Here is an 18,345-nt window from a genome sequence, read left to right on the forward strand (position 1 = left end):
GAGATCAAGGTCAAGCGCAGTCAGTTCAGGGTAAAGGGTTGGTAAAGGCCCGTACTCAAAGGCTGTAGTAATAACCGCGGCTGCGCAGCGCGACAATGCGCGGTCGGCCATCGGCATGTGGGCCGATCTTCTTGCGCAGGTTGCTCACGTGCATGTCGAGGCTGCGGTCGTAGAGGGTGAGCTTACGTCCCAAGGCGATCTGCGCCAGTTCCTGTTTGTCCAGCGGCTCGCCTGGCTGGCGTAGCAGCGCCTCGAGGATGCGGCTCTCGGACAGGGTCAGGCTCATTTCCCGCTCATCGATGCTGACCACCCCGCGGACCGGACTGAAGGCCAGGTCGCCGATCTCCAGTTGGGTGGTGGTGGCTGTGGGATGGCTGCGGCGCAACACGGCACGCAAGCGGGCGGTGAGCTCGCGAGGGTCGCAGGGTTTGGCCAGGTAATCGTCGGCACCCAGTTCCAGGCCGAGAATCCGGTCCAGCGGTTCGCCACGGGCAGATAGCATCAGCACCGGCAGTTCGGCGTGTTCGCTGCGCAGTTGCTTGAGCAACTCCAGGCCACTACCGTCGGGCAGCATCACATCCAGCACCACCGCCGCCGGCGCCTGCTCGGCCAGCGCCTGACGCGCGCTCTGGCCATCGTGGCAGGCGCGGACGACAAAACCTTCCTGGCTCAGCCAGCTGCCGAGCAGCTCGCAGAGTTCCTGGTCATCATCAATTAGTAGCAACTCGCTCATGACTCACTCAATTCAACCATTGACGGCGTCTTCTGTGTCCGCCACTGGCAAAGATACCGCAGACTGCCGACAAGAGTGCAACGCCTGAACCAATCAGAAACCATTGTTGCTTGTCGGTGAGCAGTTGTTGTGGAGCTGCGGCCTGCAATTGCTGGATCGCCAGCTTGAGCCTCTGGTTGTCCTGGCGCAGGCGGGTGAGCTGGGCGCTTTCGCGCTGGCTGTTGTTGTCTTCCAACTGCCGGGTCAGCGCCTCGCGTTGCTTTTCACTGTCATCCAGGCGCTGTTGCAGCTCGGTCAGGCGCGCACCGGCTTCCAGCGACAGGGGTTGTTCGGCATGGGCGAATGGCGACAGCAACATGAGGCAAAACAGCAGGAACATCTGACCTTGGCGCATGGGCCCTCCTGAGGCGGTATGGATTTCAGGAGGTTGTCGGCTGCGGGCCGGATTTTATGAGTCGATGAGGTCGTATCGCTCTGTTCGCGGCGGTTCGGCGCCCCAACAAGCCCGCTCCCAAAGGTAACGGGCGGTGTCGACTCAGGGCAGCACTTGCTTGAATGGCTTGACGATGACGTTGTCGTACACGCCAGCGGCAATGTACGGATCGGCATCGGCCCAGCTCTGGGCGGCGGCCAGGGAGTCGAACTCGGCGACGATCAGGCTGCCGCTGAACCCGGCTTCACCCGGGTCGTTGCTGTCGATCGCCGGGTGTGGGCCGGCCAGCACCACGCGGCCTTCGGCCTTGAGTTGCTGCAGGCGCTCGATGTGCGCCGGGCGGGCCGCCAGGCGCTTTTCCAGGGAATTGGCGACGTCGCTGGCAATGATGGCGTAGAGCATGTCAGTCCTTGGTTTTGGAAGTGGTGGGGGTGTCATGCAGGTGACGCGACAGGTAAACACCTTGCGCCACCAGGAAGAGCACGGTCATGCCGAGGCTGCCGAAGACCTTGAAGTCGACCCAGAAGTCCTGGAAGGTGAAGGCGACGAACAGGTTGGCTGCGCCGCAGAACAGGAAGAAGCCGATCCAGGCCAGGTTCAGACGGGTCCAGATGGCATCGGGCAGGGTCAAGGCGTGGCCCATGATGCGTTTGATCAGCACCCGGTCGCCGATGAAGTGGCTGCCGGCAAAGCCCAGCGCGAACAGCCAGTTGACCACCGGCGCCTTCCATTTGAGGAAAGTTTCGCTGTGGAAGGTCAGGGTCAGACCGCCGAACACCAGGCAGGCTACCAGGGTCAGCCACTGGCCCTTCTCCAGCTTGCGCTGGCGCAGGAACAGTGCGCCATAGACCACCAGCGAGCTGATGATCAGCATCGCCGTGGCGCTGTAGATGCCGCCGAACTCGAAGCTGTGGCCGGCGACCTCCAGGGGGCGCGGGTCGAGCTTGTAGACGATGAAGAACAGCAGCAGCGGGATGAAATCGATGAATTGTTTCACAATGGCAGCCAGAATCAGGATGTGACGGCATAATAACAAACATCCCATCCAGCGAAAGTGCTCCTAAATGAATGTTGATCTGCACTGTCACAGCACGGCCTCCGACGGCGCCCTGTCGCCTTCGGCCTTGGTCGCCCGGGCCTTCGAGCATGGGGTGCAAACGTTGGCGCTGACCGATCACGACACCCTCGAAGGCCTGGCCGAGGCACGCCAGGCCTGTCACGAGCAGGGCATGCGCTGGGTCAGTGGGGTGGAGCTGTCGTGCACCTGGGGCGGGGCGACCATCCACATATTGGGTTACGACTTCCCGTTGGATGCACCGCCCTTGCTCGAAGCCATCGAAGCCTTGCACCGCGGCCGCTGGTTACGCGCCGAGGAAATCGACAAGCGGCTGGCTGGCAAGGGCATGCCCGGAGCCCTTGAGGGCGCACGGGCCGTGCAGCAGGAGCTGGGCGACAGCGGCAATGCTCCGGCGCGGCCGCATTTTGCCGAGTTTCTGGTGCGCGCCGGCCACGTCAAAGATCGCGGCGAGGCGTTTCGCAAGTGGCTGGGCGCCGGCAAGCTGGGCGACGTCAAGCTGCATTGGCCAACCCTCGAGGAAACCGTTGCCACGCTGCGCCGGTCCAACGCATGGGTGAGCCTGGCCCATCCGATGCATTACGACCTGACCCGCAGCAAGCGCAGACGCCTGATTGCCGACTATATTCAGGCAGGTGGACAGGCACTTGAAGTGGTCAATGGGATGATGCCGGCCGAGCAAGTGGGCACGATGTCCATCCTTACCCGTGAGTTCGGGCTGCTGGCAAGCGCTGGCAGTGACTTCCACGGCCCCGGCACCTGGGGCGAGATCGGTGCCTATCGGCCATTGCCCGAGGACCTGCCACCCCTGTGGCGCCGATTCAGCCATGAACAGCCTTTGGCGGTATGAACAGGATGACTACGTGAGCCAATTTTTCCAGATTCATGCGGAAAACCCGCAGGCGCGCCTGATAAAACAGGCTGTCGAGATCATTCGCAAGGGCGGCGTGGTGGTCTATCCAACCGACTCGGCCTACGCCCTGGGCTGCCAGATCGGCGATAAAAGCGCTATCGAGCGGGTTCGCCGCTTGCGTCAGCTGGACAAGCAACACAACTTCACCTTGCTGTGCTGCGACCTGTCGCAGATGGGGCTGTTCGCCAAGATCGACACCTCCACCTTCCGCCTGCTCAAGGCGCATGTCCCTGGGCCCTACACGTTCATCCTCAATGCCACCCGGGAAGTCCCGAGGCTGCTGATGCACGAAAAGCGCCGGACGATCGGCCTGCGCGTGCCATCCAATCCCATCGTTCTGGCGCTGCTTGAGGAAATGGGCGAGCCGCTGATGAGCGTGAGCCTGATCCTGCCGCCCGATGAAGAGCCGATGACCGATCCGTACGAGATCCGTCAACGCCTGGAACGCAACGTCGACCTGATCATCGATGGCGGTTACGGCGATCTCAAGGCCTCGACCATCATCGACCTTACCGGTGATGAACCTGCCTTGATCCGTGAAGGATGCGGTGACCCCACGCCGTTCATGGTCGACGCGTGAGCCAGCTGGAAACGCCCGAGGCGCCGGTCGCAGAGTCCGAGTCGCCGCAGCAGTTGCAGTTGGCGCTGGTCTACGGCGAGGCCCTGACCGAAATGCCGGTGGACCTGTACATCCCGCCGGACGCCCTGGAAGTCATTCTCGAGGCCTTCGAGGGGCCGCTGGACCTGTTGCTGTACCTGATCCGTAAACAGAACATCGACATCCTCGACATCCCGGTGGCAGAGATCACTCGCCAGTACATGGGCTACGTCGAGTTGATGAAGAGCGTGCGCCTGGAACTGGCCGCCGAGTACCTAGTGATGGCGGCGATGCTCGCCGAGATCAAGTCGCGCATGTTGCTGCCGCGCTCGGCCGAGGTCGAAGAAGAAGAGGGTGACCCGCGCGCCGAGCTGATTCGTCGGCTACAGGAGTACGAGCGCTTCAAGGCCGCGGCCGAGGGCATCGACGAGTTGCCGCGGGTCGGGCGCGATGTCGTCGTGCCGCGCCTGGAGGCGCCTCAGGCCAAGGTGCGCAAGCTGTTGCCGCAGGTCAGCCTGGAAGAGTTGTTGGTGTCCATGGCCGAGGTCATGCGTCGCAACGACCTGTTCGAAAGCCACCAGATCACCCGCGAGACCTTGTCCACTCGCGAACGCATGAGCGAGGTGCTGGAGCGCCTCAAGGGCGGGGCTTTCGTGCCGTTCATCGAATTGTTCGCCAGCGAAGAGGGCAAGCTGGGTGTGGTGGTGACCTTCATGGCGATTCTTGAGCTGGTGAAGGAATCGCTGGTCGAACTGGTGCAGAATGCGCCTTTCGCGCCCATCCATGTGCGGTTGCGCGCCGAGTCTGTCGAAGAACCCGATGAATCTGAATGAACCCCGCGACCTGGCGTCGCTGATCGAAGCCTTCTTGCTCGCTTCGGGCAAACCACAATCGCTCGAACGCCTCTACGAGCTGTTCGAGGAGGCCGAGCGCCCCGAGCCCAAGGTATTCAAGAAGGCCTTGGAAGTGCTCGGCAAGTCCTGCGCCGGGCGTGCGTTCGAACTCAAGGAGGTGGCCAGCGGTTATCGGCTACAGATCCGTGAGGATTATGCGCCCTGGGTTGGCCGGTTATGGGAGGAGCGCCCGCAGCGATATTCCCGTGCACTGCTCGAAACCATGGCGTTGATCGCCTACCGCCAGCCGATCACCCGCGGCGAAATCGAGGATGTGCGGGGGGTGGCGGTCAACAGCAACATCATCAAGACCCTGATGGAGCGCGAGTGGATCCGCGTGGTCGGTTATCGCGAGGTCCCAGGTCGGCCGGCCATGTTCGCGACCACCAAGGCGTTTCTCGATCATTTCAACCTCAAGAGTCTGGACGAGCTGCCTGCGCTGGCCGAACTGCGTGAGATGGAGCCGGAGCCTGGGCCGGTTCTGGACCCGGATGACGCTCCGGTGCCGGCGCATCTGCAGGCGCTGGCCGATGCCAGCCTGGGAGAGGAAGAGGTCGTGGGCGAGCCAAAGGAAGAAACCAGTTTCCGCAGCCTGCTGGTGGAGCTGGATCAGATGGAAGAGGGGTTGAAGACCGATTTCGAAGATCTGCGCGAAGAAGAGCCTGAGGTTTCGGTCGAGGACGAGGGCAAGTTGCAGCCCTGATGGGTGTGCTGTCCGTGCCGGCCTCTTCGCGGGACAAGCCCGCTCCTACAGGGACGATGCCGCACTTGTGGGAGCGGGCTTGTCCCGCGAAGAGGCCGGCACTGCCCACTACCATTAGGCAGAAACAGCGAACAAAGCCCACGAAACCCTCTACGCTCCAGTGCGTTCCCAACCCGAACCGCGTATGATGCGCGGCCTTTTGGCGCGTTCGTCGTCAGAACCCTGATTTTCATTCCTACACCGGGAGGTGCCCAGATGAGTGAGCAAGACCTGCAACATACCGAAACCACCCCTCCATCCGGCGAAAAGCTGCAGAAAGTGCTGGCGCGTATCGGCGTGGGCTCGCGTCGTGACGTCGAGGCCTGGATCAGCCAAGGCCGCATCAAGGTCAATGGCGTCGAGGCCACCCTTGGTCAGCGCGTCGACCTGCATGACGCCATCGCAGTCGACGGCAAGCTGATCAAGCGCGAGGAGGCCGCCGAGGCTACCCGCCGGGTGATCATGTACAACAAGCCTGACGGCGAGATCTGCACCCGTGACGACCCGGAAGGCCGCCCGACCGTGTTCGACCGCCTGCCACGGCCCAAAGAAGGCCGCTGGATCAATATCGGTCGCCTGGACATCAATACCACTGGCTTGCTGCTGTTCACCACCGACGGAGAACTGGCCAACCGCCTGATGCACCCGTCCTACGAGATGGACCGTGAATACGCAGTGCGTGTGCGTGGTGAAGTCGACGACGAGATGATCGAGCGCCTGAAAGCCGGCGTGATGCTCGAGGACGGCCCGGCCAAGTTCACCGACATCCAGAAGGCACCGGGAGGCGAAGGCTTCAACCACTGGTACCACTGCGTGGTGATGGAAGGTCGCAACCGCGAAGTGCGCCGTCTGTGGGAGTCCCAGGGCATGGTCGTCAGCCGCCTGAAGCGCGTGCGCTTCGGCCCGGTGTTCCTCAACTCCGACCTGCCGATGGGGCGCTGGCGTGAAATGACCCAGGGCGAGATCGATATCCTCGCCGCCGAGGTGGGTCTGCAGCCTGTGGCGCTGCCGGCGATGAACCTCAAGACCAAGGACCGTATGGAGCGCATGCAGCGCAAGTCCACCCGGCCGATGGGTCGCAATGAGCGCGTGCGCAATCTGCGTCCGGCCCACGAAGGCAATGCCGCCGAGCGTCCTGCGCGCCAGCCGCGTGAAGAGGCGCCGCGCAAAGGTAGCCGCGGCAGTGCTGTGGCCGAGCGCCCGAGCGACATGCGCAAGCGTCCCAGCAAGCCCGACGGTGACACGCCGGCAGGCCGTGGTCGCGGCAAGCCGCGTGGTTGATTCGCAGCGGTGACCCAAAGCCAGCCTCCGGGCTGGCTTTTTTGTGCCTGCGATAGGTACTTCAGCTTCGCCAAGCTGTTGAACGGAAAGATTATTTCGGACGACTGGCAAGTTCTCGAACCGCCTTGTAAATAAATTTGTACAGAATCAGGCGAAAGCAGCCACGGTTTCGGATTTTTCCCTCTGCTGTAAACAAGGCTTTCCGCAAACGCCTTGCCTGATAGCACCTCGTGCTCTTCCACCCCCTTGCCGCAACCGCTCTACAACGCTGAGATAGCGGGCATTGCCGTGCGCAAGCAGCCCGACCACAGAGCCGGGCTTACAGAACAAGAAATGGAGGCGCCATGTACGCCGATCACTTTGCCTTTGAAGGCTTTCACCCCAGGCACGCTGCGTTTTTCCTTTGGGAATCGACGCAACGCGTTGACGCCTGCGCGCTTGCAGGGGTATACAGTGCGCCGCGTTTTACCTGTGACCCTCCTGCGTACCCGCGCACTCTTGTTCACCTCCGGCTGCTCAGGCGGTGGCCAAGAAACCCAAGGTAACCACCTTGCCCATTCCGCTGCGCCACGAGCGCGGTGGGTCCGATTCCGTCACAGATAAAAACAATGCAGGTGACTTCGTTCATGAGTGGACAAAACATGCATTCAGGCGAGCTCAAACGGGGCCTGAAGAACCGCCATATCCAGTTGATCGCCCTTGGCGGCGCCATCGGCACCGGCCTGTTCCTCGGCTCGGCCGGGGTGATGAAATCCGCCGGTCCTTCCATGATCCTGGGCTACGCCATCTGCGGCTTCATCGCCTTCATGATCATGCGCCAATTGGGCGAGATGATCGTCGAGGAGCCGGTGGCCGGCTCCTTCAGCCACTTCGCCCACACCTATTGGGGCGGCTTTGCCGGCTTCCTTTCCGGCTGGAACTGCTGGGTGCTGTACATCCTGGTCGGCATGTCGGAATTGTCTGCAGTCGGCAAGTACATCCACTACTGGTGGCCGGAGATCCCGACCTGGGTCACAGCGGCTGCGTTCTTCCTGCTGATCAACGCCATCAACCTGATGAACGTCAAGGTGTTCGGCGAGGCCGAGTTCTGGTTCGCGATCATCAAGGTCGCGGCGATTGTCGGCATGATCGGCCTCGGGGCCTACCTGCTGACCAGCGGCAGCGGCGGTCCCGACGCATCGGTGAGCAACCTGTGGTCGCACGGCGGCTTCTTCCCCCATGGGGTCAGCGGCCTGGTGATGGCCCTGGCGTTCATCATGTTCTCCTTCGGTGGTCTGGAGATGCTCGGTTTCACCGCAGCTGAGGCCGACAAGCCCAAGACCGTGATCCCCAAGGCGATCAATCAGGTCATCTACCGCATCCTGATCTTCTATGTCGGTGCCCTGGTCGTGCTGCTGTCGCTGACCCCGTGGGACAGCCTGGTCGCCAGCATCGACGCGTCCGGTGGCAGCTACGGCAGCAGCCCGTTCGTTCAGGTGTTCTCGATGCTGGGCAGTGACGTGGCGGCCCATCTGTTGAACTTCGTGGTACTGACCGCGGCACTGTCGGTGTACAACAGCGGTACCTACTGCAATGCCCGTATGCTGCTGGGCATGGCTGAGCAGGGCGATGCTCCGGCAGCCCTGGCCAAGGTCGACAAGCGCGGCGTGCCGGTGCGCTCGATCCTGGTCTCGGCGGCTGTGACCCTGATCGCCGTGCTGCTCAACTACCTGATGCCGCAGAATGCCCTGGAGCTGTTGATGTCGCTGGTGGTCGCGACCCTGGTGATCAACTGGGCGATGATCAGTTACTCGCACCTGAAGTTCCGCCAGCACCTCGACAGTACCGGGCAGAAGCCTTTGTTCAAGGCGCTGTTCTACCCGTATGGCAACTACCTGGTGCTGGCGTTCGTGGTGCTGATCCTCGGCATCATGCTGATGATTCCTGGCATCCAGGTGTCGGTATATGCGATTCCGGTATGGTTGTTGGTGATGTTCGTGGCCTACCTGGTCAAGAGCAAGCGCAGGTTTGCGGCGCAAGCGGCTGCCAAGTAAGCGTCAGTGTTTGCGGACAAACCCGATGCCAGGTGACTGGCATCGGGTTTTTTGTTGTCTGTGCCGGCCCTTTCGCAGGCGGCAGAAACTTCAGATCTGCTGCAACAGCCAGCCGCGAAACGCCCGCAGCGAAGGCAACGCTTCGTTCCTCGGCGGGTAGATCAGGTAATAGCTGCGCTGGCTGGCAAACGCTTGTCCAGGGCTGAACAACTCGCCTTTGGCCAGCTCTTCCTCCACCAGAATCCTAGGCACCAGGCCGATGCCGATCCCTGCCCGTACCGCCTGGATCAAGTGCGAAGTCAGCTCGAAGCTCGGCCCCAGACGCATCGCCCGGTGCGCCAGCCCGTGGTGGGAAAACCACTCGCCCCAGGCATGGGGGTTGTTCGCCACGTTCAGCAGCACTTCGTCGCTGATGCGCGCCGGGCTCCAAACCTGGCCGTCAGCCGCGGCCTGGGGCGGCAGGATCACCACCAATTCTTCGGCGTGCAAGCGATGGCAGATCAAGCCTGGCAGATCGTGGCTGGCTACGCCAATGGCCGCATCGATTTCGCTGGTCTCGAAATTGATGGCTTCGATGCGTGAATGAATGTGCACCAGCATGCCGGGGTGCGCCGTGTAGAACGCGTGCAGGCGCGGCAGTAGCCACTTGGAACCGAAGGTCGGCAGCGTCGCCAGGCGCAAGGTACCAACCCCGGACTGATAGGCCAGCGCTTGTAAGGTGGCACTGCGGATTCGCCCAAGTGCCTCGCTCAGCTCGCGCTGGTAAAGGCGGCCGACATCGGTCAGTTGCACCTGGCGGCCTTCGCGACGAAACAGCGTCAGCCCCAGTTGCTGTTCCAATGCCTGTACCTGGCGGCTCACCGCGCTCTGGGTCAGCGACAACTCGGCAGCGGCGCGGGTATAGCTCTCATGCCGGGCAGCGGCCTCGAATGCCAGCAGCAATGACATGGAGGGTGTCAGGTGTCGGTAATTCATTCATAAAAGTCATCGATAGCGGCAGGATTATCCGTTTGCCCCTGCAGCGAAACTACAGGATCATTGGTCTATACGTCATCCCCGTCTCTTACGATCCATGCCAGGGTGACAGGTTTTCCGTGAATTAGCCCCTATACAAGAGGCCATCCTTCGATGATCGCCCAGCTGCAGACTGCCACGCCTAGCGTCAACTACTCCGAATTCCTCGAAGCCCTGCGCAACAGCGGCTTCCGTGGCCAGATCAGCGCCGACTACGGTACCCGTACGGTGCTGGCCACCGACAACTCGATCTACCAGCGCCTGCCGCAGGCGGCGGTGTTCCCGCTGGACGTCGACGATGTGGCTCGGGTCGCTACGCTGATGGGCGAGCCACGCTTCCAACAGGTCAAGCTTACCCCACGCGGTGGCGGCACCGGGACCAATGGCCAATCGCTGACCGACGGCATCGTCGTCGACCTGTCACGGCACATGAACAAGATCCTCGAGATCAACGTCGAAGAGCGCTGGGTACGGGTCCAGGCCGGTACGGTCAAGGACCAGCTCAACGCTGCGCTCAAGCCTCACGGGCTGTTCTTCGCCCCTGAGCTGTCTACCTCCAACCGTGCCACGGTCGGCGGCATGATCAACACCGATGCCAGTGGCCAGGGCAGTTGCACCTATGGCAAGACCCGCGACCACGTGCTCGAACTGCACAGTGTATTGCTCGGTGGCGAGCGGCTGCACAGCCTGCCGATCGACGATGCCGCGCTGGAGCAGGCCTGCGCCGCGTCCGGCCGGGTCGGTGAGGTGTACCGCATGGCGCGCGAGATTCAGGAAACCCAGGCCGAGCTGATCCAGACCACCTTTCCCAAGCTCAACCGCTGCCTGACCGGGTACGACCTGGCGCACCTGCGTGACGAGCAGGGCCGTTTCAACCTCAATAGCGTGTTGTGCGGCGCCGAGGGTTCGCTGGGCTATGTGGTGGAGGCCAAGCTCAACGTACTGCCGATTCCGAAATATGCGGTGCTGGTCAACGTGCGCTACACCAGCTTCATGGACGCTCTGCGCGACGCCAACGCGCTGATGGCGCTCAAGCCGCTGTCGATCGAGACGGTGGACTCCAAGGTGTTGATGCTGGCGATGAAGGACATCGTCTGGCACAGCGTTGCCGAATACTTCCCGGCCGACCCCGAGCGTCCGACCCTGGGCATCAACCTGGTGGAGTTCTGCGGCGACGAGCCGGCCGAGGTCAATGCCCGGGTCGACGCGTTCATCGAGCACCTGCGCAGCGACACCAGTGTCGAGCGCCTGGGTCATACCCTGGCCGAAGGCGCCGAGGCGGTGACCCGCGTGTACACCATGCGCAAGCGTTCGGTGGGTTTGCTCGGCAACGTCGAAGGTGAAGTCCGCCCGCAGCCATTCGTCGAGGATACCGCGGTGCCGCCGGAGCGGCTGGCCGACTACATCGCCGACTTCCGTGCGCTGCTCGACGGCTATGGCCTGTCCTACGGGATGTTCGGCCACGTCGACGCCGGGGTCCTGCATGTGCGCCCGGCGCTGGACATGAAAGATCCGGCCCAGGCGGCCTTGGTCAAGCCAATTTCAGATGCCGTGGCGGCGCTGACCAAGAGCTACGGTGGCCTGCTCTGGGGCGAGCACGGCAAGGGGCTGCGCTCGGAGTACGTGCCGGAGTACTTCGGCGAGTTGTACCCTGCGCTGCAACGCCTGAAAGGCGCGTTCGATCCGCACAACCAGCTCAACCCCGGCAAGATCTGCACCCCGCCGGACAGTGCCGAAGGCCTGACCAAGGTCGATGGCGTGACCCTGCGCGGCGACCTCGACCGAACCATCGACGAGCGCGTCTGGCAGGACTTCGCCAGTGCCGTGCACTGCAATGGCAACGGCGCCTGCTACAACTACGACCCCAACGACGCCATGTGCCCGTCGTGGAAGGCCACCCGTGAACGCCAGCATTCGCCCAAGGGCCGTGCTTCGCTGATGCGTGAATGGCTACGTCTGCAGGGCGAGTCCAACATCGATGTGCTGGCGGCGGCGCGCAACAAGGTCTCTTGGCTCAAGGGCCTGCCGGCGCGGCTGCGCAACAATCGAGCGCGCGACCAGGGTCAGGAGGACTTCTCCCATGAGGTCTACGACGCCATGGCTGGCTGCCTGGCGTGCAAGTCATGCGCCGGGCAATGCCCGATCAAGGTCAATGTGCCGGACTTCCGATCGCGCTTCCTCGAGCTCTATCATGGCCGCTACCAGCGTCCGCTGCGGGACTACCTGATCGGCTCGCTCGAATTCACCATTCCGTACCTGGCCCATGCGCCGGGGCTGTACAACGCGGTGATGGGCTCGAAGTGGGTGAGCAAGCTGCTGGCCGACAGGGTCGGGATGGTCGACAGCCCGCTGATCAGCCGTTTCAATTTCCAATCGACCCTGACCCGCTGCAAGGTCGGGGTGGCCAGTGTTCCGGCCTTGATGGAACTGACCCCGGCGCAGCGCGAGCGCAGCATCGTGCTGGTGCAGGATGCCTTCACCCGTTACTTCGAGACGTCGGTGCTGGCCAATTTCATCGAGCTGGCCCATCGCCTAGGCCATCGTGTGTTCCTCGCGCCTTACAGCGCCAACGGCAAGCCGCTGCACGTGCAGGGCTTTCTCGGTGCCTTCGCCAAGGCGGCGATCCGCAATGCCACCCAGCTCAAGGCCCTGGCCGATTGCGGCGTGCCGCTGGTGGGCCTGGACCCGGCAATGACCCTTGTCTATCGCCAGGAGTACCAGAAGGTGCCGGGCCTGGAGGGCTGCCCGACGGTCTTGCTGCCCCAGGAGTGGCTGGTCAAGGTGCTGCCAGAACAGGGCGCGCCAGCAGCGCCGGTGCCTTTCCGCCTGATGGCGCACTGCACCGAGAAGACCAACGTGCCGGCCAGTACCAAGCAATGGGAGCAGGTGTTCGCTCGCCTGGGGCTGAAGCTGGTGACCGAGGCTACCGGTTGCTGCGGCATGTCCGGTACCTATGGGCACGAGGCGCGTAACCAGGAGACTTCGCGGACCATCTTCGAGCAGTCCTGGGCGACCAAGCTGGACAAGCAGGGGGAGGCCTTGGCCACGGGCTATTCGTGCCGTAGCCAGGTCAAGCGCATGACCGAGCGGCAGATGCGCCATCCGTTGGAGGTGGTGCTGCAGTACGCGCAGCGTTGAAGCCTGGTGGGGCCGTTTCGGGCCTCTTCGCGGGCAAGCCCGCTCCCACAGGAGTTATTCCGGCCCTAAGAGCGCCGTTGTACCTGTGGGAGCGGGCTTGCCCGCGAAAAGGCCCATAACGGCACCTGAAAAATCAGATCAATGCACCTGCTTGCGCCCCACCCGCGCCTGCCGGTACAGATACAAACTCAACACCAGCCCACACGCCGCCGCCCCGGCGGCGAACAGGAACATCGAAGCAAAGCCGAACCCAGCCGCCACCGCCCCCACCAGCGGTCCGGTAATCCCCAGCGACAGGTCGATGAACAACGAGTAGGCCCCCACCGCCGACCCGCGGTTGGCGGCCGAGACCTGATTTACCGCCTCAACTCCCAGTGCCGGGAACACCAGGGAGAACCCGAACCCGCTCAGTGCCGCACCTGCCAGGGCCAGCTCGGCATTGGGCGCGAGCCACAGCATCAACAATCCCAGCGTTTCCACCGACAGGCACACGATAGCGACGCGGAAACCGCCGATACGGTTGATCAGGTTGCCGAACAGCAGGCGCGCGCTGATGAAGCTGGCTCCGAACAGGCTCAGGGTCAGGGCTGCATCGCTCCAACCGCGGCTGCTGTAGTACAGGGTGATGAAAGTAGCGATGGTGCCGAAGCCGATCGACCCCAAGGCCAGCCCCGACCCATGCGGGAGGACTTTGCCCAGCACGCGCAGGAACGGCAGGCGCACGCCGCTGACGATGGGCGCGGCACGTTTGGGCCAGGCCAGCAGCAGGCCGATCACGCCGAGCAGGATGATGCTCACCCCCATGCTCCACAGCCCCAGGTGCTTGACCATCACCACGCCCAGCGGCGCACCGATCGCCAATGCGCCGTAGCTGGCGATGCCGTTCCAGGAAATGACCTTGGCGGTGTTCTCGGCACCGACCCGGCCGATGCCCCAGCCAATCGAGCCCGATCCCACCAGGCTTTCGGCGCTGCCCAGTACCAGTCGGCCGACGAACAGGCAGGTCAGGCTCACCCAGGGCAGCTCGGTGAGAAACGCACAGGCCAGCATGAATACGCCGCTCAGGCCGCATCCGGCCAGGCCGTACATGACCGCCTTCTTGCTGCCCCGGGTATCGATGATGCGGCTGGCGGTAGGGCGGCTGAGCAGGGTGGCCAGGTACTGCACGCTGATCACCAGTCCGGCGATCACGGCACTGAAACCCAGTTCGTTGTGCACATAACCGGGCAGCACGGCCAGCGGGATGCCGATGTTCAGGTAGCCAATGAAAGTGAACAGGACGATGGACACCACTTGGGCGGTGATGGCCAATGAAGAGAGACGGCTGGGTGGCATTGCGCGGTCCATTGCTGCGGTAGGACGGGTGTGGTGTGTCGACATCTTAACCACGGCAGGGACGTTTGTGGGTGAAGCTTTTCAGCAGACCTTCAGACCGGGTATGCGAGTATCCAGGTCAAGCTGAAAGCTACCTGCGGGTAGTCCAGGGGGCGCAGAGCGGGCTATGCAGGCGGTGGTGCTCGGCATCGAGCGCGTTGATGCAGGAGAAGATCTCGGTGACGTCGAAGTCGTGTGGACGGTGTGAAAACGTGATGACGGGGGTGGCCCGCAGGTCAGCCGTTTTCACACAGTCGCAGGGATGCGCGGTTATTCCTGGTCAGCGCTGGATTTATCGTCGCCATCCTCGACGGCAGGCGTCGGTTCGGTGTGGGCGGCAACGGTTTGCTCTTCGGGGTTCAGGCTTGGGAAGGGAAGATTCGGGATTTCATGCATCTCGTCGTTCCTCGCAAGTGTGAGTGAAAAGGCTGCGCCAGGCGCGTTTCTAGGCTTGTTCAAGCTGGGGCAGGATACACAAGTCTGGATGACAGTTTGTATTTTTTCCCGGTCGCTGGTCGGTTTTGCGGGCGGATACCGGACAAAACCTACCCGAAAAGGGGCCTGTCAGCGGCCCCCTGGTGCAGTGTTCACTTACGCCCTTCGGCGGTTTCGGCGACCTTGTCGGTGCGTGCACACATGATGAAGTCATTGCGGTGCAGGCCCTTGATCGAGTGGCTCCACCAAGTGACGGTGACTTTGCCCCACTCGGTGAGCAAGCCAGGATGATGCCCTTCGGCCTCGGCGATTTCGCCGATGGCGTTGGTGAACGCGAGGGCATGCTTGAAGTTCTTGAACAGGAACACGCGCTCAAGCTCCATGTGGCCGTCACGAACTTCGATGTTCCAGTCCGGGATCTCGCGGATCAGCTCGGCCAGCTCTTCGTCGGTCACTTTCGGTGCGTCGGCGCGGCAGGCTTCGCAGTGGGCTTGGTTCAAGGCATTCATGATTGTCTTCCGTTCGAGTTGTGGTCGGGGGCGGTTCAGGCGGCGGCCCTGGGAGGGAATTTCGGGGCGTGCAGACCAAGCTGCATGGCCTGCTGGACCATGCCCATGATGTCTTCGTGGGCCAGGTCGAACAGGCGCTTCAAACTCGGCAGCACGAAGTACAGTGGTTGCAGGATGTCGATGCGATACGGCGTGCGCATGGCTTCGATCGGGTCGAAGGCCTGGTGTTCCGGCTCGCCGGACAGGCAGTACACGGTTTCCTTGGGGGAGGACAGGATGCCGCCGCCGTAGATCTTGCGACCTTGCGGGGTTTCCATCAGACCGAACTCGATGGTCATCCAGTACAACCGCGCCAGGTACACACGCTGTTCCTTGCTGGCCGCCAGGCCCAGCTTGCCATAGGTATGGGTGAATTCGGCGAACCAGGGGTTGGTCAGCAGCGGGCAGTGGCCGAAGATCTCGTGGAAGATATCGGGCTCCTGCAGGTAGTCGAGCTCTTCCGGGGTGCGGATGAACGTCGCTACCGGGAAGCGCTTGCTGGCCAGCAGCTCGAAGAAGGTCTGGAAGGGGATCAGCGCCGGTACACGCGCAACCTGCCAGCCGGTGGTGGCCGCCAGCACCTTGTTGATCTCGCCCAACTGCGGGATGCGATCGTGGGGCAGCTTGAGCTGGTCGATGCCGTCCAGGTATTCCTGGCAGGCACGGCCTTCGATGACCTTGAGCTGGCGGGTGATCAAGGTGTTCCACACCGCATGCTCGGTTTGCGGGTAGTCGATGAAGCCGTGCGCATCGGGCTCGCGTGCCACGTATTGCGTCTGTTTCATGTGGCTCTCCTGGTGAGGGCTTTCTTGTTATGTCCACGCTATGACTTGGACATTACCTCCTGCGCGGTGGTTTGCACGGGGCAGGGCAGTGCTACCAGGGGGGGTCGTGGAGTGAAATTTCGTAACGATTATTTTACAAAATATGCGAGGTGGCGGAAAATCCGTAGCATCCAGCTGGCGCCTGATGGAAATCTGTCAGCTTATCTTTACGATTTTTCTGCGCGTGATTGAAAAAATCCCGTGCCCGAGAGCTTCCATGCGTATCAAAGTGCATTGCCAGAACCGCATTGGCATCCTTCGCGACATCCTCAACCTGCTGGTGGAGTACGGCATCAATGTGCTGCGTGGCGAGGTCGGTGGCGACCACGGCAACGCCATCTACCTGCACTGTCCGAACCTGATCAATCTGCAGTTCCAGGCACTGCGCCCGAGGTTCGAGGCTATTGTCGGCGTATTCGGCGTCAAGCGCGTGGGCCTGATGCCCAGTGAGCGGCGCCACATGGAGCTCAATGCACTGCTCGGTGCGTTGGAGTTTCCGGTGCTGTCGATCGACATGGGCGGCAGCATCGTCGCCGGCAATCGTGCGGCGGCGCAGTTGTTGGGCGTGCGGGTCGATGAGGTGCCAGGGCTGCCACTGGCGCGCTATGTCGAGGATTTCGATCTGCCCGAACTGGTGCGGGCCAACAAGTCGCGGATCAATGGCTTGCGGATCAAGGTCAAGGGCGATGTGTTCCTGGCCGATATCGCGCCGTTGCAGTCCGAGCACGATGACAGCGAGGCATTGGCCGGCGCGGTGCTGACCCTGCACCGCGCCGACCGTATTGGTGAGCGCATCTATAACGTGCGTAAGCAGGAGTTGCGTGGCTTCGACAGCATCTTCCAGAGCTCGCGAGTGATGGCGGCAGTGGTGCGCGAAGCACGGCGCATGGCGCCGCTGGATGCCCCGCTACTGATCGAGGGCGAGACCGGTACAGGCAAGGAGCTGCTGGCACGGGCCTGCCACCTGGCCAGCCCGCGCGGACAGTCACCGTTGATGGCGCTCAACTGTGCCGGGCTGCCGGAATCCATGGCCGAGACCGAACTGTTCGGTTATGGTCCTGGCGCCTTCGAGGGAGCACGTGCCGAAGGCAAGTTGGGGCTGCTGGAGCTGACGGCGGGCGGTACGTTGTTCCTCGACGGGGTCGGCGAGATGAGCCCGCGCTTGCAGGTCAAATTGCTGCGCTTCCTGCAGGATGGCTGTTTCCGCCGGGTGGGCAGCGACGAGGAGGTTTACCTGGATGTGCGGGTTATCTGCGCTACCCAGGTCGATCTGTCCGAATTGTGCGCCCGCGGCGAGTTCCGCCAGGACCTTTATCACCGGCTCAACGTGCTGTCGTTGCACATTCCGCCGCTGCGAGAGTGCATGGATGGTCTGGAAGGGTTGGTGCAGCACTTTCTCGACCAGGCCAGCCGGCAGATCGGCTGTGCCATGCCGCGCTTGGCGCCGACGGCGATGGACAAGTTGGGACAGTACCACTGGCCAGGCAACGTAAGGCAACTGGAAAACGTATTGTTCCAGGCCGTTTCGCTGTGTGAGGGCGGTGTGGTGAAAAGCGAACATATCCGCTTGCCAGATTATGGCGCACGCCAACCGTTGGGCGACTTTTCCCTGGACGGGGATCTTTCGCAGATCGTCGGGCGGTTCGAAAAAGCGGTATTGGAAAGTTTATTGGCAGAATTTCCCAGTAGCCGGGCTTTAGGCAAGCGATTAGGTGTTTCGCACACCACAGTGGCCAATAAATTGCGCGAATACAGTCTGGGTAAGTCTGCGGATTAATGTTCGGTTATTTAATCGAAGTTTAATCTTGGCGCGTCGGTGCATTGCCGGTGAAGGGGCCCTCGCAGCAGGGCCCCGCTTCATCGATCAGCCGTTGGAGCAGCCGTTACCCATCACGCGGTACTCCAGAATGTGCCGCTGGCCCTTGGAGTCTTCATAGGTCATGCGGGCTGGCACGACTTCGCAGACGTTGGGCACCTCGCTCATGGAAATGACCCGGGCGATGTCCAGGTGCTGCGAGTAGCTGTAGTGTTCGACCGGGATCTGCTCGACATCTTTTGCTTCATCGGCCAGTGCCGCGCCGCAAAAACCGCCAAGTACCAATACCAGTAAAGCTTTCATTTTCATTTTACCTGTCTAAGGTCGTGATGAGGTGCGCGGCACTTGTGGCGCCGCGAGTACAGCCAAGTTTCAACTATCGGGATTAGAGGAGGATTAACGTTTGCCTTCGTGGGGGCTGTTACCAGTTGTTAATCGTCTTTGCCTTGTTGGCGAGATGAAGTTTATGCCTCGTTAGTTGCGGGAAACAGGGTC

General features: G+C 62.2%; 18 protein-coding genes. 8 read left to right on the forward strand and 10 right to left on the reverse strand.

Features of this window, described 5'->3' with window-relative positions; genetic code table 11:
* Positions 1–55: 55 nt before the first annotated feature.
* The 4 genes from KY379_RS16490 to KY379_RS16505 form a co-directional block, all read right to left on the reverse strand.
* Positions 56–733, reverse strand: a complete 678-nt coding sequence (locus KY379_RS16490; protein ID WP_133328194.1) for a response regulator transcription factor — start codon at positions 731–733, stop codon at positions 56–58.
* A 7-nt stretch (positions 734–740) separates the two neighbouring features.
* On the reverse strand, positions 741–1,127 hold the full coding sequence (locus KY379_RS16495; protein ID WP_133328196.1) for a translation initiation factor 2: 387 nt from the start codon (positions 1,125–1,127) through the stop codon (positions 741–743).
* 141 nt (positions 1,128–1,268) lie between these two features.
* The gene (locus KY379_RS16500; protein ID WP_133328198.1) at positions 1,269–1,568 is read right to left on the reverse strand and encodes a YciI family protein; all 300 of its coding nucleotides are present in this window, start codon (positions 1,566–1,568) and stop codon (positions 1,269–1,271) included.
* 1 nt (position 1,569) lies between these two features.
* Complete coding sequence (locus KY379_RS16505; protein WP_133328200.1) at positions 1,570–2,163, reverse strand: septation protein A; 594 nt, start codon at positions 2,161–2,163, stop codon at positions 1,570–1,572.
* A 67-nt stretch (positions 2,164–2,230) separates the two neighbouring features.
* On the opposite strand from KY379_RS16505, the gene KY379_RS16510 reads away from it, so the two are divergent.
* From KY379_RS16510 to KY379_RS16535, 6 genes are all read left to right on the forward strand, one after another.
* Positions 2,231–3,091, forward strand: coding sequence for a PHP domain-containing protein (locus tag KY379_RS16510; protein WP_133328202.1), 861 nt, complete (start codon positions 2,231–2,233; stop codon positions 3,089–3,091).
* Positions 3,092–3,104: 13 nt separating this feature from the next.
* The gene (locus tag KY379_RS16515; protein WP_133328204.1) at positions 3,105–3,734 is read left to right on the forward strand and encodes an L-threonylcarbamoyladenylate synthase; all 630 of its coding nucleotides are present in this window, start codon (positions 3,105–3,107) and stop codon (positions 3,732–3,734) included.
* A gap of 125 nt (positions 3,735–3,859) precedes the next feature.
* Positions 3,860–4,585, forward strand: coding sequence for a segregation and condensation protein A (locus KY379_RS16520; RefSeq protein WP_165976066.1), 726 nt, complete (start codon positions 3,860–3,862; stop codon positions 4,583–4,585).
* The gene (scpB, locus tag KY379_RS16525) at positions 4,572–5,348 is read left to right on the forward strand and encodes an SMC-Scp complex subunit ScpB (RefSeq protein ID WP_196171824.1); all 777 of its coding nucleotides are present in this window, start codon (positions 4,572–4,574) and stop codon (positions 5,346–5,348) included. Before KY379_RS16520 ends, scpB begins: the two co-directional genes overlap by 14 nt.
* A gap of 255 nt (positions 5,349–5,603) precedes the next feature.
* Complete coding sequence (gene rluB / locus KY379_RS16530; protein ID WP_261240864.1) at positions 5,604–6,668, forward strand: 23S rRNA pseudouridine(2605) synthase RluB; 1,065 nt, start codon at positions 5,604–5,606, stop codon at positions 6,666–6,668.
* Positions 6,669–7,294: 626 nt separating this feature from the next.
* Positions 7,295–8,701 carry an amino acid permease gene (locus KY379_RS16535; RefSeq protein ID WP_165976061.1) on the forward strand — a complete coding sequence of 469 codons (1,407 nt, stop codon included), beginning with the start codon at positions 7,295–7,297 and terminating at the stop codon, positions 8,699–8,701.
* A gap of 90 nt (positions 8,702–8,791) precedes the next feature.
* Here KY379_RS16535 and KY379_RS16540 read toward each other — a convergent pair whose 3' ends face one another.
* Entirely contained in the window at positions 8,792–9,676 is an 885-nt protein-coding gene (locus KY379_RS16540) for a LysR substrate-binding domain-containing protein (protein ID WP_133328212.1), read from the reverse strand.
* A 153-nt stretch (positions 9,677–9,829) separates the two neighbouring features.
* Between KY379_RS16540 and KY379_RS16545 the strand changes: the two genes are divergently transcribed.
* Complete coding sequence (locus KY379_RS16545) at positions 9,830–12,853, forward strand: FAD-binding and (Fe-S)-binding domain-containing protein (protein WP_261240863.1); 3,024 nt, start codon at positions 9,830–9,832, stop codon at positions 12,851–12,853.
* Between the two features lie 138 nt (positions 12,854–12,991).
* Here the strand turns inward: KY379_RS16545 and KY379_RS16550 are convergent, their stop codons facing one another.
* The 4 genes from KY379_RS16550 to phhA all read right to left on the reverse strand — a co-directional run bounded on the left by KY379_RS16550 (position 12,992) and on the right by phhA (position 15,995).
* Entirely contained in the window at positions 12,992–14,188 is a 1,197-nt protein-coding gene (locus KY379_RS16550) for an MFS transporter (protein WP_133328216.1), read from the reverse strand.
* Between the two features lie 309 nt (positions 14,189–14,497).
* Positions 14,498–14,623 (reverse strand): hypothetical protein, encoded by a 126-nt coding sequence (locus KY379_RS16555; RefSeq protein ID WP_261240862.1) that lies wholly within the window; start codon positions 14,621–14,623, stop codon positions 14,498–14,500.
* A 191-nt stretch (positions 14,624–14,814) separates the two neighbouring features.
* Complete coding sequence (locus KY379_RS16560; protein WP_133328218.1) at positions 14,815–15,171, reverse strand: 4a-hydroxytetrahydrobiopterin dehydratase; 357 nt, start codon at positions 15,169–15,171, stop codon at positions 14,815–14,817.
* 35 nt (positions 15,172–15,206) lie between these two features.
* On the reverse strand, positions 15,207–15,995 hold the full coding sequence (phhA, locus tag KY379_RS16565; RefSeq protein WP_261240861.1) for a phenylalanine 4-monooxygenase: 789 nt from the start codon (positions 15,993–15,995) through the stop codon (positions 15,207–15,209).
* A gap of 256 nt (positions 15,996–16,251) precedes the next feature.
* Here phhA and KY379_RS16570 point away from each other — a divergent pair, with 256 nt between their 5' ends.
* Positions 16,252–17,811, forward strand: a complete 1,560-nt coding sequence (locus KY379_RS16570; RefSeq protein ID WP_261240860.1) for a sigma-54-dependent transcriptional regulator — start codon at positions 16,252–16,254, stop codon at positions 17,809–17,811.
* Positions 17,812–17,898: 87 nt separating this feature from the next.
* Here the strand turns inward: KY379_RS16570 and KY379_RS16575 are convergent, their stop codons facing one another.
* Entirely contained in the window at positions 17,899–18,153 is a 255-nt protein-coding gene (locus KY379_RS16575; protein WP_133328224.1) for a DUF2790 domain-containing protein, read from the reverse strand.
* Positions 18,154–18,345 lie beyond the last annotated feature (192 nt).

It is taken from the genome of Pseudomonas sp. HD6422 (genome assembly GCF_025377065.1).
GTDB classification, from domain to species: domain Bacteria; phylum Pseudomonadota; class Gammaproteobacteria; order Pseudomonadales; family Pseudomonadaceae; genus Aquipseudomonas; species Aquipseudomonas putida_U.